Source organism: Dietzia aurantiaca (genome assembly GCF_021033825.1).
In the GTDB taxonomy this organism is placed as follows: domain Bacteria; phylum Actinomycetota; class Actinomycetes; order Mycobacteriales; family Mycobacteriaceae; genus Dietzia; species Dietzia aurantiaca.
Window position 1 is genome coordinate 518,762 of record NZ_JAIFXZ010000001.1, and the last position, 23,430, is coordinate 542,191.

General features: G+C 64.3%; 19 protein-coding genes. 5 read left to right on the forward strand and 14 right to left on the reverse strand.

The genetic code is table 11. The features are described from left to right. Positions 1-124: 124 nt before the first annotated feature. On the forward strand, positions 125-1,963 hold the full coding sequence (locus K3888_RS02480) for an acyl-CoA dehydrogenase (RefSeq protein ID WP_230928630.1): 1,839 nt from the start codon (positions 125-127) through the stop codon (positions 1,961-1,963). Between the two features lie 441 nt (positions 1,964-2,404). Here K3888_RS02480 and K3888_RS17800 read toward each other — a convergent pair whose 3' ends face one another. Both K3888_RS17800 and K3888_RS02490 read right to left on the reverse strand, forming a co-directional pair. Next, positions 2,405-4,336: a VanW family protein gene (locus K3888_RS17800; protein WP_230928631.1), complete on the reverse strand. Its 1,932-nt coding sequence runs from the start codon at positions 4,334-4,336 to the stop codon at positions 2,405-2,407. Between the two features lie 246 nt (positions 4,337-4,582). Continuing rightward, positions 4,583-5,896 (reverse strand): acetyl-CoA C-acetyltransferase, encoded by a 1,314-nt coding sequence (locus tag K3888_RS02490; protein ID WP_230928632.1) that lies wholly within the window; start codon positions 5,894-5,896, stop codon positions 4,583-4,585. A gap of 125 nt (positions 5,897-6,021) precedes the next feature. Here K3888_RS02490 and K3888_RS02495 point away from each other — a divergent pair, with 125 nt between their 5' ends. Both K3888_RS02495 and K3888_RS02500 read left to right on the forward strand, forming a co-directional pair. Beyond that, positions 6,022-7,371 carry a 3-oxoacyl-ACP reductase gene (locus tag K3888_RS02495; RefSeq protein ID WP_269074654.1) on the forward strand — a complete coding sequence of 450 codons (1,350 nt, stop codon included), beginning with the start codon at positions 6,022-6,024 and terminating at the stop codon, positions 7,369-7,371. Between the two features lie 6 nt (positions 7,372-7,377). Further along, positions 7,378-8,286 carry a MaoC family dehydratase gene (locus K3888_RS02500; RefSeq protein WP_230928633.1) on the forward strand — a complete coding sequence of 303 codons (909 nt, stop codon included), beginning with the start codon at positions 7,378-7,380 and terminating at the stop codon, positions 8,284-8,286. A gap of 658 nt (positions 8,287-8,944) precedes the next feature. On the opposite strand, the gene K3888_RS02505 is transcribed toward K3888_RS02500, so the two are convergent. The 12 genes from K3888_RS02505 to K3888_RS02560 all read right to left on the reverse strand — a co-directional run bounded on the left by K3888_RS02505 (position 8,945) and on the right by K3888_RS02560 (position 20,667). Then, positions 8,945-10,156: an acetyl-CoA C-acetyltransferase gene (locus K3888_RS02505; RefSeq protein WP_230928634.1), complete on the reverse strand. Its 1,212-nt coding sequence runs from the start codon at positions 10,154-10,156 to the stop codon at positions 8,945-8,947. A 52-nt stretch (positions 10,157-10,208) separates the two neighbouring features. Beyond that, on the reverse strand, positions 10,209-10,667 hold the full coding sequence (locus K3888_RS02510; RefSeq protein ID WP_230928635.1) for a MaoC family dehydratase: 459 nt from the start codon (positions 10,665-10,667) through the stop codon (positions 10,209-10,211). A gap of 23 nt (positions 10,668-10,690) precedes the next feature. Then, positions 10,691-11,419, reverse strand: coding sequence for a 3-oxoacyl-ACP reductase FabG (fabG, locus tag K3888_RS02515; RefSeq protein ID WP_230928636.1), 729 nt, complete (start codon positions 11,417-11,419; stop codon positions 10,691-10,693). Further along, complete coding sequence (locus tag K3888_RS02520) at positions 11,310-12,674, reverse strand: CaiB/BaiF CoA transferase family protein (protein WP_230928637.1); 1,365 nt, start codon at positions 12,672-12,674, stop codon at positions 11,310-11,312. The genes fabG and K3888_RS02520 overlap by 110 nt, the downstream gene beginning before the upstream one ends. Beyond that, on the reverse strand, positions 12,671-13,846 hold the full coding sequence (locus K3888_RS02525; RefSeq protein ID WP_230928638.1) for an acyl-CoA dehydrogenase family protein: 1,176 nt from the start codon (positions 13,844-13,846) through the stop codon (positions 12,671-12,673). The genes K3888_RS02520 and K3888_RS02525 overlap by 4 nt, the downstream gene beginning before the upstream one ends. Positions 13,847-14,013: 167 nt before the next feature. Next, positions 14,014-15,528, reverse strand: coding sequence for an aldehyde dehydrogenase family protein (locus tag K3888_RS02530; protein WP_230928639.1), 1,515 nt, complete (start codon positions 15,526-15,528; stop codon positions 14,014-14,016). Next, complete coding sequence (locus K3888_RS02535; protein ID WP_230928640.1) at positions 15,525-16,310, reverse strand: SDR family NAD(P)-dependent oxidoreductase; 786 nt, start codon at positions 16,308-16,310, stop codon at positions 15,525-15,527. The genes K3888_RS02530 and K3888_RS02535 overlap by 4 nt, the downstream gene beginning before the upstream one ends. A gap of 4 nt (positions 16,311-16,314) precedes the next feature. Beyond that, positions 16,315-17,283 carry an ABC transporter substrate-binding protein gene (locus K3888_RS02540; protein WP_230928641.1) on the reverse strand — a complete coding sequence of 323 codons (969 nt, stop codon included), beginning with the start codon at positions 17,281-17,283 and terminating at the stop codon, positions 16,315-16,317. 23 nt (positions 17,284-17,306) lie between these two features. Further along, positions 17,307-18,056 carry an ABC transporter ATP-binding protein gene (locus K3888_RS02545; protein WP_230928642.1) on the reverse strand — a complete coding sequence of 250 codons (750 nt, stop codon included), beginning with the start codon at positions 18,054-18,056 and terminating at the stop codon, positions 17,307-17,309. 32 nt (positions 18,057-18,088) lie between these two features. After that, complete coding sequence (locus tag K3888_RS02550) at positions 18,089-18,862, reverse strand: ABC transporter permease (protein WP_230928643.1); 774 nt, start codon at positions 18,860-18,862, stop codon at positions 18,089-18,091. Beyond that, positions 18,859-19,644 carry an alpha/beta fold hydrolase gene (locus K3888_RS02555; RefSeq protein WP_230928644.1) on the reverse strand — a complete coding sequence of 262 codons (786 nt, stop codon included), beginning with the start codon at positions 19,642-19,644 and terminating at the stop codon, positions 18,859-18,861. The genes K3888_RS02550 and K3888_RS02555 overlap by 4 nt, the downstream gene beginning before the upstream one ends. A gap of 120 nt (positions 19,645-19,764) precedes the next feature. Continuing rightward, positions 19,765-20,667 carry a LysR family transcriptional regulator gene (locus K3888_RS02560; RefSeq protein ID WP_230928645.1) on the reverse strand — a complete coding sequence of 301 codons (903 nt, stop codon included), beginning with the start codon at positions 20,665-20,667 and terminating at the stop codon, positions 19,765-19,767. Between the two features lie 242 nt (positions 20,668-20,909). Between K3888_RS02560 and K3888_RS02565 the strand changes: the two genes are divergently transcribed. Then, positions 20,910-22,499: a carotenoid oxygenase family protein gene (locus K3888_RS02565; protein ID WP_230928646.1), complete on the forward strand. Its 1,590-nt coding sequence runs from the start codon at positions 20,910-20,912 to the stop codon at positions 22,497-22,499. 77 nt (positions 22,500-22,576) lie between these two features. Continuing rightward, entirely contained in the window at positions 22,577-23,281 is a 705-nt protein-coding gene (locus K3888_RS02570) for an alpha/beta fold hydrolase (protein WP_230928647.1), read from the forward strand. Positions 23,282-23,430 lie beyond the last annotated feature (149 nt).

Genomic DNA, 23,430 nt, shown 5'->3' on the forward strand with positions numbered 1-23,430 from the left:
CTGACAACGCATTAGCATCGATCTTGTTACCGGCGAGTAGGTTCCGGCATGCGGCCGCGACCTGCAGCGTTTCGACCGGCATAACCAAATCCATGACACCGCACTCCGAACGGAGAAGACCGATATGGGTCATTACAAGAGCAACGTCCGGGATCTCGAGTTCAACCTCTTCGAGGTCCTGCGAATCAACGAGGCACTGGACGCCGGCGAGTTCGGCGACATGGACACGGAGACCGCCAAGGGCATCCTCAGCGAGGTTCAGACGCTGACCGAGGGTCCCGTCGCCGAGTCCTTCGCCTCCGCCGACCGCAACCCGCCGGTCTTCGACCCGGAGACCCACTCGGTCTCGATCCCGGCGGACTTCAAGAAGTCCTTCGCCGCCTGGTACGACGCCGGCTACTCGCTCATGGGCCTCCCGGAGGACCTCGGCGGTATGCCGTCCCCGCGCAGCCTGGTCTGGGCGACCGGCGAGATGATGCTCGGCGCGAACCCCGCCGCCTACATGTACTCGGCCGGTCCGTCCTTCGCCGCCGTGATGTACGAGAACGGCACCGAGGAGCAGAAGAAGTGGGCCGCCACCTGCGTCGAGCGCGGCTGGGGCGCCACCATGGTCCTCACCGAGCCGGACGCCGGCTCCGACGTGGGCGCGGGCCGCACCAAGGCTGTCAAGCAGGACGACGGCTCATGGCACATCGAGGGCGTCAAGCGCTTCATCACCTCGGCCGACTCGGACGACATGTTCGAGAACATCTTCCACCTGGTCCTGGCCCGCCCCGAGGGTGCCGGCCCCGGCACCAAGGGCCTGTCGCTGTTCTTCGTGCCGAAGTTCCATTTCGACTTCGAGGCCGGCGAGATGGGCGAGCGCAACGGCGTCTTCGTCACAGGCGTCGAGCACAAGATGGGCCTCAAGGTCTCCACCACGTGTGAGCTGACCTTCGGCGGCCACGGCGTCCCGGCCAAGGGCTGGATGATCGGCGGCGACGAGCTCAACCAGGGCATCCGTCAGATGTTCGACGTCATCGAGCACGCCCGCATGATGGTCGGCACCAAGGCCATCTCCACGCTGTCGACCGGCTACCTCAACGCGCTCGAGTACGCCAAGGAGCGTGTCCAAGGCGGCGACATGACCGAGATGGCCGACAAGAACGCCCCGCGCGTCACCATCACGCATCACCCGGACGTCCGCCGCGCGCTGATCCGCCAGAAGGCGTTCGCCGAGGGTCTGCGCGCCGTGTACATGTACACCGCCGCCCACCAGGACGACACCATCGCCGCGCGCGTCTCCGGCGCCGACGCCGAGCTGGCCCACCGCGTCAATGACCTGCTGCTACCGATCGTCAAGGGTGTCGGCTCCGAGCGTGCCTACGAGCTGCTCACCGAGTCGCTGCAGACCTTCGGCGGCTCCGGCTTCCTGCAGGACTACCCCATCGAGCAGTACATCCGTGACGCCAAGATCGACTCCCTCTACGAGGGCACCACGGCGATCCAGGCGCAGGACTTCTTCTTCCGCAAGATCGCCCGCGACCGCGGCACCGCCGTCGGCCACGTGTCGGCGCAGATCAAGAAGTTCCTGGAGAACGACAACTCGAACGGCGCGCTCGCCGCCGAGCGCGAGCGGCTCGGCACCGCCCTGGGCGATGTCGAGGCCATGTTCGGCACCTGCTTCGAGCACTTGATGGGCTCGCAGGAGGAGCCGAAGCGCCTGTACACCATCGGCTTGGCGTCGGTGCGCGTGCTGATGGCCTTCGGCGACCTGGTCATGGGCTGGCGTCTGCTGGAGGGCGCGGAGGTCGCGCTCGGAGCCCTCGAGGGCGCCGACGACGACGACAAGGCCTTCTACAACGGCAAGATCGCGGCGGCCCGCTGGTTCGCCAAGAACGAGCTCCCGCTGCTGACCGCCACCCGCGGGATCGTCGCCGACCTCGGCAACGACCTCATGGAGCTGGACGAGGCCGCGTTCTGATCTAGACCGCGCCGACGGAGAAGGCGCACGAGCACTCTGAGCGGGCGCGTCCCGGACGGGCCCCGCGCCTGAGCCGACTCTGGGCCCCACGCCACCACGGCGTGGGGCCCACTGTCTTCTGGCCGCCCGCCCCTCAGCCCCGCCACTCAGCCCCGCCACTCAGCTCGCCCCGTCCGCGACCAGGCCGCCCTCGCCCGACCCGCGCGCGGCCCGTCACCGGCAACCCCCACCCCGCCCACTGGTTGCAAGACATCCCATCCCGGCTGCACGACAAATGGTGCGGAATCCACGCCGGAGATCGCACCTGTTGTCAGGCAACTCGCGACGCATGTCGTGCAACCGCGGGGGCTCGGGTCTTGCAACGGCGGTTGCTCAGTCGGGGCGGGGCGCGGGGCGTAAAGGGGTGGGCGTAAGGGGGTGGGCGTACGAGGCCGGGCGCGATCAGTTGCCGGGGAGCCCGGGGATGCCGGGGAGTTCGATGCGCGGCAGCCCCGGGATCTCGAGAGCCGGCGGTCCCGGCGGCGGGGCGTCCTCGCCGGGTGCGGGAGGGGCGTCGTCCCCCCGGCACTCGATCCGGTCGCGGGGCGGGTACGTCGACGAGAAGCTGTCCGAGCTGACCCGGTCATTCCCGCGCATCACCACCCGCGTGATGCTGACGGTGAACCCGTCCTCGCCCGCGGACGGGGTACAGCCGGCCGTGGTCACGACCCGGGTCCGCGGCGGCTGGATGTTGGTGCGCGGGGAGGTCGAGATGCGCACGTCGTACTCGGGCGTACCCCACAGGCGGACGGTCACCGAGCTCGCGCTCGCGGAGGCGTCGATCACCAGCGCGGTGCCCTGCGCGTTGCGGAAGCCCACGTCCGCTGAGGCGGTGGCGTCGCGGCCGACGGGGAAGGCTGCACTGTCGACGCCCCTGGCGGTCCGCTGGATGTCCTGGGCGCCGGCCTGCAGCGCGGCGTTGAACAGGGCCGTGGCCACGGCGTCCGCGGAGGCGTCCCCGGACGCGGTTCCGGCCACCGCCTCCATTGAGAAGCTCTCGCCGGCGGGGATGAAGTGCCCGGCCAGTTCCGCGATCATCGACTGCGCCTGGCCGTTCGCGCCCACCGTCACGGTGAACTCGCCGACGGGTGCGCGGATCCCGGCCTTCTCGGCGTCCGCGGTGCTGAGCTCCGGGTCGCGGCCGACGTAGCTGACGGGCATGACGCGCGGTCCCTCGAGGTCGGTGAGCTGACCCGGCAGCGCCCCGAGCAGTGGCCCCCACTCGATGGTGCGCCCCTGGACGGCGGGCACGACCGTGGCCGTGTCGCCGCTGAACGAGAAGGTGGCGTCCCTGCCTTCCTGCTCGGTCTCCTCCAGCAGTGGCTCGAGGAGCCCCTTGGCGGCATCGGCGTCGAAGCGGGGTTCGAGTTCGGCGCCCTCGCGGACGAAGGACAGGTACTCGCCGATCCGGTCCCTCGGGAACACGACCGGAACCGCATCGGGGTCGTCGCGGACCACCATCTCGATCTCACGCTCGGACGGGTTGGCGCGCGGCTGGCCCGGGGCGGGCGGCGGGACCGGCATCCTGGTGGGGATGGTTTCGGTGGGCGGCTCGGCGCCGTCGGGGCGCAGCCGCGAGGCCAGCAGCGTGACGTCGCGGGATGCGGCGGGCTCGGCCACCTCGCGGATGAGGGCGCGCACCTCGTCGGCGTCGGTCTCGGTCGGCGTGAACTCGACCGGCAGGTCCACACCGTCCTCGTTGAGCCAGTTCTCCAACACCGCGTCGCGCGAGTTCTCGATCTCCAGGCGCTGCCCGTCCAGCGGGATCGCGGAGCGGACCTTCGCCTGGTCGAACCAGATGGCGCCCTCGCGGGGCTCGAAGTCGGCCTGCAGCGCCAGGCGCTCGAGGAAGTTGGTGAGGCGCTCGTCCGGGATAACGCTCGCGATCCCCACGTCGCGGGTCCAGACGAGGCTGATCAGGCGGGTGAACGGGTTGAGCGGCTGTTCGCCCGCGCGGTCGAGGGTTCCCTGCCAGTCGACGGACAAGCCGACCGCCCGGGGGTCCAGTGTCGTCGACACCACGCCGGCGCGCAGGTCCACCTCTTCGTCGACCCGCGGCCCCAACTCCGTGATCAGGCGCTGTTCGGCGTCGACGGTGCGCATCCCACCGACGTTGATCCCCGCGACCTCGGTTCCGCGCGGCACGCGGCCGATACTGTTGACCAGGTCGAACCCGTACAGCACCGCCAGTCCCATGAAGATCCCGACGGCGGTGTAGATCCAGCGTGACCGCACCCGGTACCGGCGGCGATCGGACGCAGCCGGACGAGGGGCCGCACCCTCGATCTCGACGGGGCGGGCCGGGCCGCCGTCGTGGGTGGTGGAATCGTCCACGCGCTCTCACGCTCCTCACGGGTGGCGGCACCGGTCCGGCGGGCCGCCGAGCCGGTCCCTGTGGGATGCCCCACCCGAACCACTGGGTCCACTATGGCGGACCGGTACCGATGAGTGCAGCCCCCGCGCCGAACGCGGGGGCTGCACTCACTCACGGGATCAGCCCGTGACCTGTTGGATCGAGGATACGTTTATCGGACGGTTGACGGGCCCGACGTGCCGGGCCGCGCCGGATCCGCCGCGGCGTCAGCGCTCGACGATCGCGGTGACGCCCTGGCCACCGGCGGCGCAGATGGAGATGAGCGCGCGGCCCGACCCCTTCTCCTCGAGCAGCTTGGCGGTGGCCGCCAGGATGCGCGCACCGGTCGCGGCGAACGGGTGACCGGCCGCCAGCGAGGAGCCGTTGACGTTGAGCTTGCTGCGGTCGATCGAGCCCAGCGCAGAGTCCAGGCCGAGACGCTCGGTGCAGTACTCCTCGGACTCCCAGGCCGCGAGCGTGGCCAGGACCTGCGAGGCGAAGGCCTCGTGGATCTCGTAGAAGTCGAAATCCTGGAGGGTCAGGCCGTTGCGCTCGAGCAGGCGCGGCACCGCGTAGGTCGGGGCCATGAGCAGGCCGTCCGGGGTGCGGCCGTCGTGCCCGTGGATGAAGTCGACCGCGGCGGTCTCGGAGTCCACCAGGTAGGCGCGGACCGGGAGCTTGTTCTCCTTGGCCCACTCCTCGCTGGCCAGCAGCACCGCGGAGGCGCCGTCGGTGAGCGGGGTGGAGTTGCCGGCCGTCATGGTGGCCTCGGTGCCGTGGGCCTCGGCGTCGCGCTTGCCGAAGACGGGCTTGAGCTTGGCCAGCTTCTCGGCCGAGGAGTCGGGGCGCAGGTTGTCGTCGCGCTGCACGCCCAGGTACGGAGTGACCAGGTCGTCCTGGAAGCCGGAGTCGTAGGACGCGGCGAGGTTCTTGTGGCTCTCCGCGGCCAGGGCGTCCTGGTCCTCGCGGGAGACGCCGAGCTCGCGGGCGGTGATGGCGGCGTGCTCGCCCATCGACAGGCCGGTGCGCGGCTCTGCGTTCTGCGGCTGCTCGGGGACGATTGCCTGCGGGCGGATGTCACCGAGAAGCTTGATCCGGTCGAGGTTGGTCTTGGCGGCGGAGACCTTGATGAGGATCTTGCGCAGGTCGTCGTTGACGGCGAGCGGGGCGTCCGACGTGGTGTCGGAGCCGCCGGCGATGCCGGAGTCGATACGGCCCATGGCGATCTGGTCGCCGATCTGGATGGCGGTGGCCAGGCCTGTGCCGCAGGCCTGCTGTACGTCGTAGGCCGGCGAGGAGGAGTCGAGCACGGAGCCGATGACCGACTCACGGGTCAGGTTGAAATCACGGGCGTGCTTGAGCACGGCGCCGGCGGCGACGGCGCCGAGACGCTTGCCCTGCAGGTTGTAGCGGGCGGCCAGGCCGTCGATCGTGGCAGTGAGCATGTCCTGGTTGGAGGCGTCCGCGTACTTGCCGTTCGAGCGCGCGAAGGGGACTCGGTTGCCGCCGACGATGGCGACCTTGCGGGGGCTGGTGGTCACGTGTGTCACTCCCGTTTTTCTTCTCGGTATCCGTTGGCCCAAAGCGCGGCCCAACGAGTATTGTTACTCGGGAGTAAGTTACTTGTCGACCCCGCACTACCGAAACTCCCCAGGAGATGATCGCCATGGCACAGGGCAACCTCGACCTCTACTCCCAGTTCGTCACCTCGGCCCCCGGGTCGTTCATCGCCGGCAAGGTCGGTCTCCCGCAGCCCGAGCAGCTCCGCCGCCACGAGGTGGGCCAGCCCGCGCTCCACGGCCCGGTACTGGTCGGCGGCGAGGGTCGCCTCGTCGAGCCCGTGCGCGAGATGCTGCAGGGCGACTACGAGATCGCCGGCGCGGACGCCGAGGGCAAGTTCGCCGGCCTCGTCTTCGACGCCACGGGCATCCGCTCCCCCGAGGAGCTCAAGGCCCTGTTCGAGTTCTTCAACCCGGTCGTGCGTCGCGTCGCCCGGAGCGGCCGCATCGTGGTGCTGGGCACCACTCCCGATGAGACGGGCGCGGTCGACGAGCGCATCGCCCAGCGCGCCCTCGAGGGCTTCACCCGGTCGCTCGGCAAGGAGATGAAGCGCGGCGCCACCGTGCAGCTGGTGTACGTCTCCGCGGACGCCGACACCGGCGCCTCGGGCCTGGAGTCCACCCTGCGATTCATCCTGTCCGGCAAGTCGGCTTACGTCGACGGCCAGGTGTTCACCGTGGGTGCCGGCGCCGCGAGCGCCCCTGCCTCGTGGGACCGTCCGCTCGAGGGCAAGGTCGCCGTCGTCACCGGTGCGGCCCGGGGCATCGGTGCCGAGATCGCGGCCGTCCTGTCGCGCGACGGCGCGCACGTGATCTGCTGCGACATCCCGGCCGCCGGCGAGTCGCTCGCGGCCACCGCCAACAAGGTCGGCGGCACCTCCCTGCCGCTGGATGTCACGGCCGCCGACGCCGCCGAGGTCCTGGCCCAGCACGTCAAGGACCGTCACGACGGCACGGTCGACATCCTGGTCCACAACGCCGGCATCACCCGCGACAAGACCCTGGCCGGCATGGACGCCGCCCGCTGGGACTCGGTCATGGCCGTCAACCTGATCGCCCCCGAGCGCATCACCGCCGAGCTCGCCGAGAAGGGCGTGCTGGGCGAGGGCTCGCGCGTGGTGGGCGTGTCCTCGATGGCCGGCATCGCCGGCAACCGCGGCCAGACCAACTACGCCGCGTCCAAGGCCGGCGTGATCGGCTTCGTCGACGGCGCCTCCACCGAGCTGGCCTCCAAGAAGGTCACGGTCAACGCCGTGGCGCCGGGCTTCATCGAGACCCAGATGACCGCCGCGATCCCGTTCGCCACGCGCGAGGCCGGCCGCCGCATGAACTCCATGCAGCAGGGTGGCCTCCCGGTCGACGTGGCCGAGGCCATCGCCTACTTCGCCAGCCCCGCCTCCTCCGCCGTCACGGGCAACGTGATCCGCGTGTGCGGCCAGTCGCTGCTGGGCGCGTGATCTGACATGGAGTACAGGAAGCTCCCCGGAATCCCCAACCTGCTGTCGCAGTACGGCAGGGCCGCACTCGGCTCGGTGCCCGTCGTGGGTGGCAGCCGTGACGCCACGTCGCTGCCCGCGAAGGGCGTCGAGGTGTCGGGCGTGAAGGTCGACGTGGCCAACCTGGCCGCGTACACCCGCGTCTGCGGCCTGCGCCTGGGCGACGCCCTACCGCTGACGTACCCGTTCACGCTGTCGTTCCCGTTGACGATGCAGCTCATGCTGGACCCGGGTTTCCCGTTCCCGGCCATGGGGTCGGTGCACCTGCTCAACGAGATCTCGTCCCGCAGCGCCCTGCGCGTCGGTGACGAGCTGTCCATCCGGTCGCACGCCGAGAACCTGCGCGAGCACCCGTCGGGCCTGCTGGTGGACGTGGTCACGGAGATCCGGACGGGCGACGACGACGAGCCCGCGTGGCTCCAGCGTTCCAGCATGCTGTCCAAGCGCCGGACGTCTCTGACCCCGGGCAAGGACGCGCCGCGTCCGCCGAGGCCGGAGCCTCCAACCGCCGAGGAGATCGGCGATCCCACGGTGGTCAAGTCCGTCACCGAGGCACAGATCGCGGAGTACGCGTCCGTATCTGGCGACCGCAACCCGATCCACGTCTCCGGCCTGGGCGCCAAGGCGTTCGGCTTCCCGAACGTGATCGCCCACGGCATGTGGACGGCGGCGACGCTGCTCGGATCGGTCGAGGGCGAGATCCCGGAGCGGGCCCGCTACCGCGTGGAGTTCGGCAAGCCCGTGGTCCTGCCGGCCAAGCTGGGCGTCTACGCGCGGCGTGCGGTGGCCGCGGGCGACCCGGCGTGGACCATCACCGCACGCAACCCCCGCAAGCTGGGCACCGTGCACGCCACGGCGACGCTCGAGGAGCTCTAGCCTCACGCCCCCGCGGTATCCACACCGAACCCCGGTCACCTACTGGCTCATCCGGCAGGTGGCCGGGGTTTCTGTCGGTTGCAAAGCAGTTTGGCAGGTTGCCAAGCCGGGGTCAGTAGCATGCCAGGTTCCTACCCAGCTCGGAGCATTGGCCACTCCATGCACAGGCACTGCGCGCTGGTGCGCCATCGGCCAACCACGCCGCCATCTGGCCCGACGGCGAGGCCAAGAAACCGTACTCCTCCAGCCGGGACACGCACGCCGGTAACTTATATTCTGTAAAGCTGATGTCGGAGTAACGCATCAGCTGAATCGTGCGCCGAACTATCAGCGGCGCCCTCGTGCACCCCTTCAGAGTCGGCTTCTCCCTGCGAAATCGCATCGCCAAGGCCGATGTCACCGCATGAACCCGGAAAGAACGCCGCGCACCGATAGTCGGCCTCGTTGTGGCTATCGAGATGTCATTGAACTGTAAGAATAATCACTCCATCTCGCCTGATGAATCTTGGAAGATAGCCAACCCGACCCGACCACGGAAGGGAATCATCACCTACCGACTCAGCGTTTAATCAGTAGACAGGTCAGTAAGCTGAAGTCACTGCGCGCTCGCACTGTACTGTGGCTGAGCGGGTAAGTCGACGATGGTAGTATTTTTTGACTAAGTCATGCGCTCGAATATTGCGGCTAAGCCTTGGCCGCCCCCGATGCACATCGTTTCGAGTCCGTAACGCCCGTCTCGACGATCGAGTTCTCGCAGCAATGTAGCAAGAATGCGGGCACCGGTCGCTCCGACCGGATGTCCAAGGGAGATACCCGAACGATTCGGGTTGAGGCGTGGATCGTCAGACGCGAGACCCCACGTTCGGGTCACCGCAAGCGCCTGTGCTGCAAACGCCTCGTTGAGTTCGATGACGTCCATATCTGCAAGCGAGAGCCCTAGCCGGGTCAGCACCTTCTCTGTTGCGGGAGCCGGTCCGATGCCCATCGTCCGTGGAGGCACGCCCGCCACCGCCCAGCCAGCTAACCGAGCCAGGGGGCGCAGTTGGAGGCGCGCAGCCATGTCTGAAGTGGTGACAATCGCGATTGCCGCGCCATCATTCTGCCCGCTCGAGTTACCGGCGGTCACGGTCGAGTCAGGGTCCACTTTGGACCGGATTGCAGGTAACTTTGCAAGGGATTCGATGCTCGTATTTGGGCGGGGATGCTCATCGGTGTCGATCTTTAGTGGATCCCCTCTGTGCTGCGGCACTGATATCGGAACTATTTCTTCGGCGAATGCGCCGCTTTCCTGAGCGGCGACGGCGCGCTGGTGAGATTGTGCCGCCAGCGCATCTTGGTCGCCTCTGCTTATGGCAAACTCGGCACGGAGGTTCTCAGCAGTCTCGATCATGCCACCGGGAACTGGGAAGTTTCGCCCCCCGGCTGTGACTCGGGCTCGGGCCAGCCGGTCGCTGAGGGTGACGGATTCGCTCCGAACCCCGTATCGCATTCCTGTGGTGTAAAACTCGGCCTGGCTCAGTAACTCAACGCCGCCAGCTAGGATCAGGTCGCTGTTTCCGGATTGGACTTGCATGACAGCAGTAATAATCGCTTGCAGCCCGGAGCCACACCGACGGTCGACTTGGAGGCCGGGCACGGATTCGCCAAGGCCAGCGTTCAACGCGGCGACGCGGCCGATCGCGGGAGCCTCCCCGTTGGGAGAGGCCTGACCGAGTATGACGTCGTCGATGTCCGCGCCGACTAGGCCGGTGCGAGAGACGATTTCGGCAATGACGGTTGCTGCGAGATCCTCGGGAGCGAGGTCTCGGAATACTCCGCCGAAGCGGCCGACGGGAGTACGAAGCGGTTCGCAGATTACTGCATCGGGCATTGGTGGCTCCTCGAGCCAGGACCGGTCGTTCAAGTATTTATCTGCACGGGGTTCACGGAAGTATCAGCGTTACAGTCTCGGCGGCAAGGGCGGGTTTTTCACCACCGTCGATCTCGACCATATAACCGACCGTGAGAAACATATTCTCGGATTCCGATCGAAAATCTTTGATCGTGGCGATCAAACGTATTCTGTCTCCGGCTCGGACCGCTTGTGGATATCGGATCTTATTGCTGCCATAATTTATACGAGCCGAACCTGCTTCGATTGTGTATAGCTCTGCCGAGAGAGCCGGCAGCAGCGACAGTGTGAGATAGCCGTGGGCTATCGTTGTGCCATAGGGGCCAATAGCTGACCGCTCGACATCGCAGTGAATCCACTGATGGTCGTTTGTCGCGTCGGCGAAAGAGTCGATACGGTACTGGTCGATCGTGAACCACTCAGTCGGCCCAATCTGCTGACCGAGCGCCTCGTGGATCTCAGCGACGCTGGCGAAGGTCCGGAGCGCCATGTTGAATTCTCTCTTTCCTGAGCTCAGATGTGCCTGCCACCAGTCACTTCGGCAACTGTGCCGGTCATGTATGACGACATATCAGATGCGTAGAAGAGCGCCACGGACGCCACCTCCGAAGGCTCGCCGGCTCGCTGCATGGGTATTTCAGCCATTTTCTGGTCCCATGCTTTCTCGGTCATCGCCTCGGTCATCGCGGTCCGGATGAGGCCGGGCTGGATGGCATTGATTCGCACGCCTACGTGCGCCACTTCTTTGGCGGCAGCCTTGGTCAGACCCACTATCCCGGCTTTCGCGGCGGAATAGTTTGTTTGTCCGACGAAGCCCACCTTTCCTGAGATCGATGAGAGATTGATGATTGATCCACCGCTCGCCTCTCGCATGAGTGCAGCGGCTTGGCGAGTTCCGTTCCAGCATCCGCGTAGGTGCACCCTGATGACGTCGTCGAACTGCTCGTCGGTCATGTTGCGCATAGTGGCGTCCCGCGTGATTCCTGCGTTGTTGACCATGATGTCGAGGGAGCCGAAGATGCCGGTCGTCTGGGCAAGCAGGTCGGCCACGTCCTCGGACGAGGCGACGTCGCAGCGGAAACCATGAGCGTCGCCACCCAGCGTCTGCGCTGCGATCCGCGCCTTCTCGCCGTCAAGGTCTCCGATCACCACTCGGGCGCCGTGCCCGGCGAAAGTCTGCGCGATCGCCAATCCGATACCTTGCGCACCCCCGGTGATCACCGCTGTACGTCCTGTCAGCATGTCCCTGCCCTTTCGTAGTTGTGGAGTCTGGCCAGTGCGCCTGCACCGGCGAGTGCACGCTGGCTTGGTGAACCACTCCAGTCGCCACCAGTTCGTGGACGGTGTGGGTGTCCAAGCCGATCTCAGCGAGCAGGTCACGGGTGTGTTCTCCGAGTGCGGGAACCGCACCCATGGCCGCATCGACATCGTCAAAGGTCACCGGAGGGAGCAACGCCTCCACCGTTGCGAACTCGGTTGGGATCGTTCGCCACCGGTTCCGTGCGCGGAGTTGAGGATGGTCCACGGTCTGTCCAACGTCCTTGATCTGCGCCGCGGGTATACCTGCAGCCACGAGTCGGGCGTCGAGCTCTTCGCTCGTCCATCGCGCGGTACGAGCGCCGACTTCCGCGTCACAATCTGAGCGGTTCCGGACGCGTTCGATGTTCGACACAAATCGCGGATCATCGATCAGCTCCGGGGCACCGAGTACATCGCGTGCGAGCGAGCGCCACCCCGATTCGCTCTGCACACCGATTAGTACCTGTCCGTCGCTGGTGGGGTAGGCATCGTACGGGGAGATCGAGACGTGGCTCAGTCCCATCCGTGGTGGCTGCACTCCCGCATACTTGCGGGTGTAGACGGCGTGCCCCATCCACTCGACGGTGGCTTCGAGCATCGACACCTCTACGGCGGCGCCCTCACCGGTTTTGGTTCGACGAAAGAGCGCCGCTAGCACGGCCTGGGCGCAGTACATCCCGGATGCGATGTCTGCGGTCGGGATGCCGGTCTTGACTGGCGTATCGGGGGTTCCGGTGATCGAGATGAGGCCGGCTTCCGCTTGGATCAGCATGTCGTAGGCTTTGCGGTCCTCAAACGGCCCACCGCGTCCGAAACCTGATAGGTCTACGGTGATCAGCTCCGGTTGTTCGGCGCGCAGTGCGCCGGAACCGAGCCCTAGACGTTCGGCAGCTCCGGGCGCGAGGTTCTGTATGAACACGTCAGCTCGGCTGACGAGTCGCCGGACCGCATCGCGTCCGGCGTCCGTCTTCAAATCGATGGCGACCGACTCTTTCCCGCGATTGAGCCAGACAAAATGTGCTCCGGTGCCATGCACCCCGGTGTCGTATCCACGGGCGAGGTCTCCACCGTCGATGCGTTCCACCTTGATAACGCGCGCTCCAAGGTCAGCGAGGTTCCGAGTCGCCAGCGGGGCTGCGACTGCTTGTTCTAGAGCAACAACGGTTACACCGTCTAGCGGAAGACTTGTGCTCGTCATCGATTGGCCTTCTGGGCTGCGCGAACCAATCCCCCACCGATGATCAGTCGCTGGATCTCGCTGGTGCCCTCATACAGTCGCAGTAGCCGCACATCGCGATAGATGCGTTCGACCGGTACCTCTCGCATGTAACCGCTACCCCCGTGTACCTGGACCGCCAAGTCGGCCACTCTCCCCACCATTTCTGTGCAGTAGAGCTTTGCTATCGAGGGGGCCAACCGGCGGTCCTCCCCCGACACCCATTTGGCCGCCGCGTCCCGGACCAGCGCCCGCCCGGCGGAAACGCCGGTCTGTTGATCAGCAAGCATTGCCTGAACCAGCTGAAAGCTCCCGATCGGCGTACCCCCCTGGGTGACTGACGCCGCGTATGCGACCGACTCATCCAGGGCGCGCTGGGCCTGACCGACCGCGAGTGCCGCGATATGTACCCGGCCCCTCGCCAGTGAGGTCATCGCGGCGGAGTAGCCGGCGTCCTCGTTGCCCCCGACCAGGGCAGACGCAGGAACCCGGACGGCGTCGAAGTGGACGTCTGCCGTCCACGAACCTGCTTGACCCATCTTCTTGTCCGGGCTTCCCACCGACAACCCTGGCGCGCCTGATGGCACGAGAAAGACGGCGATGCCGGTGCCGTCTTCGTCCGCCGGTCGCGTTCTGGCGAACACGACGAACAGATCCGCGAGCGGCGCATTGGTGATGAACCGCTTCTGGCCGCTAATGACCCAGTCGTCCCCATCGCGTACCGCCCTCGTGCGTAGGCCTGCCGGATTGGATCCTGCGCCGGACTCGGTCAACGCGAATGACGCGACGATCTCACCGGAGGCGATCCCCTCAAGCCAATCCGCTTTCTGCTCGTCGGTGCCGAATCCGACGAGGACCTGCCCTGCGATTCCGTTGTTCGTGCCGAACATCGAGCGAAGCGCGAGCGAGGTGTAGCCGAGTTCCATCGCGACCTCGACATCTTGCGCGAGGTCGAGCCCCAGCCCGCCCCATTGCTGGGGAATTGCGTAGCCGAACAGACCCATTGCCCGTGCTGCCTCGCGGATGTCGTCCGGGATCGCATCGAGATCGGCGATTTCCGCCTCTCGTGGGACCACCACGTCTCTGACGAAGCGACGAATCTGCGTCACGACCTCGGATAGAACGTCTTCTGGAACATCGGCATTCGTGTTCATAGATCTACTATCACCCACCCATTGTTAATGGTCCAATATCAATTAACCACTTCTGACATAAGGTTCGTGCATATATGAGACCGCGCGTCAGTGGCCGCGCGATGGCTGAAGGGGAACGCAGCGTGCCACGAAGTAGCGCGGCGCCGAGGGTGCCACCGATGTCACCGTCAGATTTCGGTGACCACGGACTCCAGACCGGCTGGCAGCACCACTGTCTTGACCACGGTGTACTCTCTAATGCCCTCGAGGCCCTTCTCGGTGCCGATGCCGGAGGCGCCCCGCCCACCTATCGTCGCCTCGGTACCGCCGCTGGCGCCGTAGCCGTTGATCCAGAAGAACCCTGTGTTGACCTTCCGAGCGGTACGCATCGCGGTCGCCAGATTCGAGGTCCAGCAGCCACCAGCGAGGCCGTACTTCGAATCATTGGCCATCGCGATGGCGTCGTCCGCATCCGTGAATCGTTGGACCACTAACACCGGTCCGAAGATCTCTTCGGTGAGCGCGGAGCAGTTGACCCCTCTCGGTATCTCCAGGATCGTGGGGCGATAGAAAGCGCCCTGAACAGCAGCTGCCGTGCCGCCACACAGGAGGTGAGCGCCCGCCGAGACCGCGTCGTCAACAATCGCCTGAACCCGCTCCACGTCATCACGTGAGACAAGGCAGGCAACCTGTGTCTGCGGGTGGAAAGGGTCACCTACGGCGATTCCCTCAGCTGTTTCAACCAGCTTCGCGATGAACGCCTCAGCGATCGATTCCTGCACTAGCAGGCGTGATCCCGAAAAGCAGCGCTGTCCGGCATTGCGGAAGATGGCGGTCGCAGAACCGGCTACCGCCGCGTCGAACGGCGCATCCTCGTAGACGATGTTCGCGGATTTACCGCCCAACTCCAGCAGCACTTTCTTGAGTTGGCGGGTGGCCTGGGCACCCACGAGTGCACCCACCGTGCTGCTGCCTGTGAACGTCACCATCGTCACCGGCGGCGCGTCGATGATCTGCGACCCCACCGGCGCACCTCCGTGCACGAGGTTGACCACCCCCGGCGGGACGCCTGCCTGTTCGAGGCAGCGGACAAACTCGACAACAGCGAGAGGCGCCTGTTCCGGGGCCTTGGCCACGACTGTGTTGCCCGTGGCCAGCGCTGGAGCGATTTTCATCCCGCAGAAGATGAGCGGTGCGTTAAAGGGCATCACAACGCCCACCACACCAACTGGTTCGATCCAGGTCAGGGCTTCCACGTCACCGCCCTCGGGCAGTGTCGCTCCGAAAAGGCGCGTGGCCCATCCGGCGGCCGAGCGTAAGAACTCGGCACATCCGAGAACGTCTCCCCGAGCACCTGAGAAAGTCTTGCCGTTGTCGAGGGCGACAAGTGTGGCGAGACGATCCAGGCCGGCAACCATCAGCTCTGCGGCATGCTCGAGAATGCGAGCACGGTCGCGCGCCTTCATCGCCGCCCAGGCGGGCTGCGCCTCTTTTGCTGACGCGGCAGCTCGAGTCACTTGGGATGGCGAGGCCGGGCGCAACCAGGCCAGGCAGTCCCCAGTGATCGGCGTCCGAACTTCGAATGGCTCACCGTCTCCGTCGAGCCAGCCACCGGCGATAAACGAGTGCTCGGCTTCCGGAATCTGGGCATCGACCACAGCCCGGTCAAGACGTTCGGCATCCGGTGCGATAAAGCTGGTCACTTCGGATCGACCTTCGACTTGAGACTCCCCGTCGAGCCAGCGATCAACCCACCGTCGACGACGAGTTCCGCACCGCTGATATACGAGGCTCCGTCGCTCAGCAGAAATAGCACTGCCTCGGAGATTTCAGCTGGTTCACCGATTCGTCCGATCGGAATCCGCCCAACTGATTGATCGATTGCGCCTGCAGCTTTCTGCTTGGCGATGAAGTCGGTGTCGACCAGTCCGGGCAGAATGGTGTTTACCCGAATGCCGTGACGCCCCAAGGCCAGCGCGGCACTCTTGGACATCATGCGCACCGCGCCCTTGGTCGCCTGATAGGCGAAAGACACCTCGGACGCGAACTTGCCGAGCGTGGAGGCGATGTTGACGATCGCGCCGCTTCGCGCGTCGACCATATGCGGGGCGACGGTCGCCATGCCGAGCCAGACTCCTACTTGATTGACGCCAATGACGGCGTTCCAGATCTCAGGCGTCGTGTCGAGGACCGTTCCGCCCAGCGAGATCCCGGCATTGTTCACCAAGCCGTCGATGCGTCCATGTCGGTCGATGACATCGGTGACGACCGTGGTCCATTCCTGCGCGTCGGAGACATCCAGGTGGTGAAACGTCGCGTCGAGACCGGCAGTACGGAGCCGGTTGGCCTCTTTCTCACCTCGTTCGCCGTCAACGTCCGTCATCTGCACGATCGCGCCACTGGCGGCCGCCGCTTCAGCGTGCGCGAGTCCTTGCCCACGCCCGGCGCCAGTAATGAGTATCACTCGGTCAGTGAGACTGCTCATGCTTTCAGTCCTCCATTCCAAAGAACTCATTGCCGGGCATCTCGGTGATCACGCCCTGATCGACCATGGCTTGCAGCGTCGCTTTGAGCTCGTCGGCTTCCGGGCCAGGGAAGGCCTTGACATCGAAGTTGATTGCGCCGGACTCGATGAGCTCCTTGACGACGCCTGGCGCTCGGCCTCCTTGCACAGCGCGCTCGTTGACCTGGTCGGCGTGGGCGAGCATCCAGTCAGCCTGCTCTGCGTAGGCGTCCATGAGGCGGTCCGAGACAGACGAGTCAACCTTCTCATCGTTGACTGCTACGACGAACTGGATGAACGGCTTCTTGCCGTTTGCAAGCTCGTCAGCGTCGGCGACGATCCTGACATTGGGAAAGCGCTGTTTGGCCTCAAAAAGCGCCTCTCCCCACCCCATCGCAAAGTCCGCGGTACCGGCTGCGAGTTGCTGGATCGCGGTCGAGGAGCTGTCACCGTTGACTACCTCGTAGTCCGTATCAGCGTCCAGACCAGTCTTGTCGAGAATCTGCAGTTGTACGTTTGACCATGTACCGGTCGTCGACGGCGCGACCATGCGGCGGCCACGTAGGTTGTCCGTGGTCAGCTCGGCCCCCTGGGAGAGCACGGCGGCGTTCGACCTGGCGAATGAACCGGCGAGTCGGATTGGCGCTCCCTGGACGGCGCTGGACGCAAAGGACTCCGGCCCCCCAACCACCGCGTCGACCCGGCCTCGCGATAGGTCCGTGTAGAGGGCTTGGAGGTTCGTGTATTCCTTGTATTCGATGGCGATGTCGCGCTCGGCTAGTAGATCGGCGTTCTCAGCCAGATACTGGCTGGTGAGCGACGTTGTCGCGATGGTTCCGGCGTTCCACTGCCCCAGCACGATGGTGTTGTCGGAGGGATCGGCCTCCCCAGCGGAACATCCGGCGAATGTGACGGCTGTAGCCACCGCGACCACGGCGGACAGAATTTTCTTCATAGGGTTCTCTTCTCGTTTGTAAGTCAGACTTCCGTGGAGCTACCGGGGTCGAGCATGATGTTCTGTATCTCGCGCCTCACCTCAGCAAACTCCGGGGTGCCCACTGGAGCGACATCTCGTACCTGGTATTCCCTCAGAATCTTGGCGGGGCGGCCGAGTAGGATGACCCTGTGGGCCAGATCGAAGGCCTCTTCGATGTTGTGGGTGACGATGATCGACGTGATTTCTTCCTCATCCGCCAGCTCAACGAAATCTTTTCGCAGCGTCTTCGCGGTGACCTCATCCAGTGCGGAGAAGCTCTCATCGAGAAGTACGAAAACCGGCTGGACGGCGAAAGCGCGGGCCAAGGACACTCGCTGACGCATTCCGCCTGATAATTGATTCGGGTAGAGGTCGAAAGAATCCCCGAGGTGCATTTTCTCGAGCCAGTACCTGCCCGCCCGCTCACGCTCACTGCGGCCCTGGCCGAGGATCTCGCCACCGACGCACACATTGTCTAGGGCTGTCCGCCACGGCATGAGACGTGCCTGCTGAAATGCCATACCGATTCGGCCTTGCAGTTTCTTATGCTGCACATACGGATCGAAATTGTCGATCCGGACCGTCCCGCTGGTGGGCGCCATGTTGCCGATCAGCAGGTTAAGAAGCGTGGACTTGCCGGCACCGGTACGTCCGAGGATGGCAATGCGCTCTCCGCGCCGGACTTGGAGGTTCAGGCCTTCCACAGCGAGCAGGTCGCCAAAGTAATGCTGTACCTGATCAAACGAGATCACGGTGTCAGACAAACTTTTTGAATCAGATTGAGTCATCGCACTACCGCCTCGGTACGCCAGCGGAGGATCCGCTTCTCGGCCAGATCTATGATTCGCAGGATGATGAAGTTAATGATCACGAGGATGATGGTCCAGCCAAGGATCATGTCGACCTGGTAGGTGGCTTGCGCCTTGCTGAACTGCTGACCGACACCGTTGCTGGCGCCGATGAGCTCGAAGAACACCAGTAGTTTCAGAGTCATTGCAGCCGTAGAACGCAACGTCATTATGAGCGTGACAAAGGACTGCGGCACCAGCAGGATGCGCAGAACCTGCCAACGGTTCGGGCGGAATTGATCAATCGCCTCAAGTAGGTCCTTGTCCATATCGCGGATGCCTTCGTACACCGCGATGACGAAGAACGGGAAAGCGATCAGAAATGTCGTGAAAAAAATCCGGAGTTCGATATTCTCGATCCACAACACCGCGAGTAAAACCCACGAGAGCGCGGGAATTGCTTGGATGATCGCCGTGACCTGTCGCATGTATCGCCCGAAGTATTGACGAAAGGCGCCCATCAAGAGACCAATAGACCATCCGGCCACTACGGCTGCCGCGAGCGCGACCACGTATCGACCGAGGGTGATAAACAATGGCTCGTACAACGTGGTCACGATTGTCACTACAGACGAAAGAATCTCGCCCACAGTCGGGAAGATGAACCGCGGCAGAGTGAGTGAACCGATCCATAGCAGGAGCAGAAATGTCAGCACAGCCGCCGGAGTAGCCCAGTTTTGTTTCAGGTAGCGACCGGGTTGCCTTATCATCTGTCCACCTCAGCAAGGAACTCGTCTACAAGGGCTGAATAGCGGTCGAAGTCCTCGGCAAACCCATAGTGGCCCACGCCGCTGAGTTCGCGGAATCTCGAGTCAGCAACGAGGTCGTCTATGACCCGCATCCCCGCCGGCGGGCACGCGGTGTCACATTCGCCCGCGATCAATAGCGTTGGCACAGCGAGTTCGCGTAGTGCCGGCCGACCGTCGTACATGGTTAGCGCAGTCAGAGAACGCTCGAAGACGTCGGTGTCCATCTCGGAAATGACCTGCACGACCAGGTCCACGTCTTCGCCCGCAGCTCCAGGCCCCATCATTTTCCGGAGCAGCTTGGGCGCGTACTCGGCCACGGTCATGCCCTGCCGAATGGGATCCAGCCGTTCGTGCAGGAATCGCTCCTGATCCTCTGCCGTACGGGCTTTGAATCCTGCCGATGCTGCCGACAACACCACCCCACTGATAGTTTGCGAGGTCTCATTGACTGCGAGCGGCGCGATCAACGATCCCATCGAATGACCCAGCACCACGTTTCGGCTCGTGCCGAGTGCATCTATCATGCCGATAGCCGCATCAGCAAACCCTTCCACCGTGGCGGACGCCGGCGGAGCGCTTACCCCGTACCCCGGGCAGTCCCAGGCGACAACGCGCCGGCCGCCGTCCGCGAGGTGATCCTGCAAACGCCGAAAGTAGCGCCCATCACCGTATGCACCGTGCAAGAGGAAGACGGTCGTCTCCCCCTCGCCGGCTTCTCGATAGTGCGGAAGCGTAGTAGGCATCGGCGTCATCTCCTGTTCGGTCGGCAGTCACGCTGCATCAGCGCTCCGTGACCTACGACACTTTCAGGAAATGGCCATGCAAGTCCAATACTTATTGGATGGAACAGTTATGCTTGTGGCTTATCGATCCGCGTCGAGAGGGGTAGGTATGGTGGCGCGAGCGACCTCGATCACCGCTCGCAGGGCTGGTGACTCATTGTCCCTACGCCAGGCGAGCGCTGATTCGATTCGCGGCAGCGCGCCGCGCAGGGGCTTGCACACCACTCCGGATCGCCGCAGATGAAGGACGGATGAGACGGTGATGGTGACGCCCACCCCCGCGGCGACTAGATCGAGGATGGTCAGCGAGTCCGGCGCCTCCTGGACAATCCTCGGCGTGAATCCCGCCTCGTGCGTCACTCGGATAAGAGCATCGCGGACGCTGGATCCCCCCGTGCCGGGGAATGTGACGAACGGACTGTCGGCCAAGTCCGCGACGTCGATGCTGTCTTTCTCGGCCAGTGGGTGGTCGGACGGAAGTGCAGCAATCAACGATTCCAGCTGCACGACGAATGTCTCGATCTGTGAATGCTTGACGGGAAGTCGCACGAGGCCGAGATCCATTTTCCGCGAATCAACTCGGTGGATTACCTCGCCGGAGTACATCTGGCCGAGCAGGCTCAGGCGAATCCCCGGGTAGGCGGCGCGGACAGCGCGAGTGACTTGTGGGACCACGTTGTGGGCGCTTGCTCCAGCAAAGCCCAGACTCACCCGACCGACTACACCATCTGGGGCCTGGACAACGAGCTTGGCAGTCTCCACGTCGTCAAGAATGCGCAGAGCAACTGGGAGAAGTTGCTCCCCGGCCTGAGTAAGACTCACGGACCGCGTACTGCGCTGAAACAAGGTGACGCCGAGTTCTTTCTCGAGTGCGGCCACCTGCTGACTCAGTGCCGGCTGCGCAATGTGCAGCTGTGCTGCCGCACGCCCGAAGTGAAGATGCGTGGCCACCCCCACGAACCCCGCGAGGTGTCGAAGTTCCACCCGGCCCCCCTCCTGGCACGACTGCCACTCCAGCCGTGAGATGAACAGGTACGGCGTAACGCGAGCGCCGACCAGCACGCGCACGAGCCATAGGCGCCCGGCCAACACCTTGTGCCAAACATCACAATAGCACACATTGATATCTATATGCAATCAATCGTGTACTTATAGATTCGGTTGTTGCACACTCGCTGTATTGAGCCGCTCGCTCAACATTCCGACGGCGAGGAAGAGAATCTGCGATGTCTGACCACGACCCCCTTTACATCAGCGTCCCTCACGAGCATGAGACCGATAACCCGTTCCTGCAGGGGCCGTTCAAGGCACAACGCAACGAGCTCGATGCGACGCACGACGAGCTCACGATCATCGGAGACGTCCCCAAAGACCTCTTCGGCATGTACGTGCGTAACACGCACAACCAGGCTCAGGCACCCCTGGGCATCTACCATCCGTTCGACGGAGACGGCATGCTGCATGCCATCCGCTTCGAAGACGGCAAGGTCGAGTATCGAAACCGTTTCGTCCGGACGACCGGCTTCCTTGCTGAGCAGGGCGCAAAGAAATCACTATGGCCTGGCCTCCTACAGCCAGGCGACTACCAACGTCGCGGTTGGGGCTCGATGGGAGTAATGAAGGACAACGCGGGCACGGACATCAATGCCCACGCCGGCCACCTCATCGCCTCAATGTCCCAAGGCAGCGAGCCCTGGGCCCTGAGCCCCGACACCCTTGAGACCCACGGAGCGCACGAGTGGGGGCGCCTAGTACCAGACGGTCTCTCGTCCCACTACAAAGTGGACCACGAGACCGGCGACATGATTTTCTTCAACTACCCTGAAAAGTTCCCGCACATGCACTACGGCGTAATCTCCAAGGCCAACAAGCTAGTGCACTACGTGCCCATCGAGCTGCCTGGCGCACGCTGGCCACACGACATGGGTATGACCAAAAACTACTCGATCCTGCATGACCTGCCCTATTTCTTCGACCCCAAGCTGCTCAAGCAGGGCACACGCAAGCTCGAGTTCCACCGCGACATGCCCTCGCGTTTCGGGATCATCCCACGCTTCGGTCGCAGCGAGGACATCCGCTGGTTCGAGACCAAACCCTGCTGGGTGATGCACCTGACCAACTGCTACGAGGACGGCGACTGGGTGATCCAGGACGGCTGCATCTGGGACAACCCGGTCAAGCCGCCGGTGGGCGATAACACCAACGTCTTCGCCAAGATCAGACGTCAACTGGACAAGCACGCCACGCATACGCACATGTACAGGTGGATGTTCAACCTGCGCACCGGCGAAACCCGCGAGTTCTCACTTGACGACGAAGTCACCGAGTTCCCAGTCGTGTCAAGCGACTACAACGGGATCAAGTACCGGTACTCGTACAATTCGCTATTCGTACCGAACGAGTGGCTGATGGCCGGAGTCAAAAAGTACGACCTCGCGACTGGCAATTCCGCGCGCTTCGAATACGGCGAGGGGCGGTTCGGAAGCGAGTCCTGCATCGCACGCGCGGTCGGCGCCTCAGCCGAAGACGACGGCTATCTCATCAACTTCGTGACCGATGTCGGCCAGGACCGATCAGAGTGTCTGATCCTACGCGCTGACGACATCGCCGCCGGGCCCGTCTGTACGATCGTTCTTCCCGAGCGCATCTCAGTGGGCACCCATGCATGCTGGGTGGAGGGTGACCGTCTCGAGGGCGAAAACCGAAATGCTTCCGAGTTGGCAGGCATCGCATATGGCGACTCATTCCGCACAGTCGGGATTGACTCGATCAATACGCCGGAGGCAGCCATCGACTTCGCCGCGACAGAGCAATGATGCGTCCGACACCACCGGAGCGACCAGCTGGTCCGGCAGCCGACGACTCCCCAAAGACCTTCACCTTTCTGCACGGAATGAACAACGACGCCACTGTATGGGCGCCCGTGATCAGATCACTCGATGGACTGGTGAAGCGCTCATTCGCTCCGAACCTCCAGCCACTCAGCTCAGTGGAAGAAATCGCCGACGACGTTGCCGAATCCGCACCTCCAGGAGTGCTGGTGGGGCACTCCTTCGGCGGGGCGGTTGCGATGGCCATGCTCGAACGGAATCCGCGGCTTGTCACTCATTTGTTGCTCGTCGCATCATCGCTTGGAGCGGACACCCCGGAGCAAGCCGACGCACGGCGGAAAAAAGCCGATCGGTTCGATACCGAATCAGACTATATTGACTTCGCCGTGGAACTGATGCCGAAGGTGTACCACCCGACCCACGCTGCCGACACAGCAATGCGAGACGCGCGGCGTCGATCTGTTCGAACGTACGGACTGCAACGGTTCAAAGCACATTCCTACGCCATCGGGAACCGACCTGACCGCACAACTACCGTTCGGAACACCACGGTGCCGATACTGGTGGTCGCGCCAGAATCAGACACCGTGATTCTTCCCGAGCGGCAGGAACAGTTCGCTCGCGATGTGCGTGCCGACTTCCAAGTAGTCGCGAGCGCAGGCCATATGCTGCCCGCGGAGCGCCCAGAAGAACTCGCCGCCGTGATCGAGGACTGGCTGAGAAGAAACTGCGCGGACGACCGCGCACGCACAACGAATTCGTACTGACGGTATCCCGAGAAGCCCCCGGCAAAGGTGCACCACCGACGCCTTAGCCCGCGGCAGGTTAAGCGGAAAGCAGAGTGTATGTCCAGCAAGATCATGACCGCGGCGGAGGCCGTCGCGGATATCCCGGCCGGGGCGTCGATCGCCGCGGG

Excerpts from the sequence above, each read along its gene's own strand:
- K3888_RS02520 (WP_230928637.1), bottom strand. The coding sequence starts at position 12,674 with ATGACGAGCACAAGTCTTCCGCTAGACGGTGTAACCGTTGTTGCTCTA.
- K3888_RS02510 (WP_230928635.1), bottom strand. The coding sequence starts at position 10,667 with ATGGCGCTCCGGACCTTCGCCAGCGTCGCTGAGATCCACGAGGCGCTC.
- K3888_RS02565 (WP_230928646.1), top strand. The coding sequence starts at position 20,910 with ATGTCTGACCACGACCCCCTTTACATCAGCGTCCCTCACGAGCATGAG.
- K3888_RS02535 (WP_230928640.1), bottom strand. The coding sequence starts at position 16,310 with ATGAGCAGTCTCACTGACCGAGTGATACTCATTACTGGCGCCGGGCGT.
- K3888_RS02550 (WP_230928643.1), bottom strand. The coding sequence starts at position 18,862 with ATGATAAGGCAACCCGGTCGCTACCTGAAACAAAACTGGGCTACTCCG.
- K3888_RS02480 (WP_230928630.1), top strand. The coding sequence starts at position 125 with ATGGGTCATTACAAGAGCAACGTCCGGGATCTCGAGTTCAACCTCTTC.
- K3888_RS02540 (WP_230928641.1), bottom strand. The coding sequence starts at position 17,283 with ATGAAGAAAATTCTGTCCGCCGTGGTCGCGGTGGCTACAGCCGTCACA.
- K3888_RS02525 (WP_230928638.1), bottom strand. The coding sequence starts at position 13,846 with ATGAACACGAATGCCGATGTTCCAGAAGACGTTCTATCCGAGGTCGTG.
- K3888_RS02505 (WP_230928634.1), bottom strand. The coding sequence starts at position 10,156 with ATGCCCGATGCAGTAATCTGCGAACCGCTTCGTACTCCCGTCGGCCGC.
- K3888_RS02555 (WP_230928644.1), bottom strand. The coding sequence starts at position 19,644 with ATGCCTACTACGCTTCCGCACTATCGAGAAGCCGGCGAGGGGGAGACG.
- K3888_RS02495 (WP_269074654.1), top strand. The coding sequence starts at position 6,022 with ATGGCACAGGGCAACCTCGACCTCTACTCCCAGTTCGTCACCTCGGCC.
- K3888_RS02500 (WP_230928633.1), top strand. The coding sequence starts at position 7,378 with ATGGAGTACAGGAAGCTCCCCGGAATCCCCAACCTGCTGTCGCAGTAC.
- fabG (WP_230928636.1), bottom strand. The coding sequence starts at position 11,419 with ATGCTGACAGGACGTACAGCGGTGATCACCGGGGGTGCGCAAGGTATC.
- K3888_RS02570 (WP_230928647.1), top strand. The coding sequence starts at position 22,577 with ATGAACAACGACGCCACTGTATGGGCGCCCGTGATCAGATCACTCGAT.